A 274-nucleotide genomic window follows, 5' to 3' on the forward strand; every position below is an offset into this window, starting at 1 on the left:
TGGATCATCGGCTGGAAGACGTTGCCCTCGAGCTGCTGCACCGCGACGATGATGGCCAGCACGATCAGCGCGTCCGTCAGGCCGTTGGAGACCAGCGCGATGAGGACGGCGACGAGTCCGGCGAACAGCGCGCCGATGATCGGCACGAACGCGGACACGAAGGTCAGCACCGCCAGCGGGAGCACCAGCGGTACGTCCAGGATCCACAGGCCGATTCCGATCAGCACCGCGTCGAGCAGACCCACGAGCGCCTGCGACCGTACGAACGCGCCCA

General features: G+C 67.2%; 1 protein-coding gene. It reads right to left on the reverse strand.

All coding sequences use genetic code 11. The features are described 5' to 3' along the window. Positions 1 to 274: AI-2E family transporter (locus BZL64_RS41000; protein ID WP_244205264.1), on the reverse strand; the 274-nt coding region annotated here is incomplete at both ends.

It is taken from the genome of Streptomyces bobili (genome assembly GCF_002154575.1).
GTDB lineage: Bacteria > Actinomycetota > Actinomycetes > Streptomycetales > Streptomycetaceae > Streptomyces > Streptomyces bobili.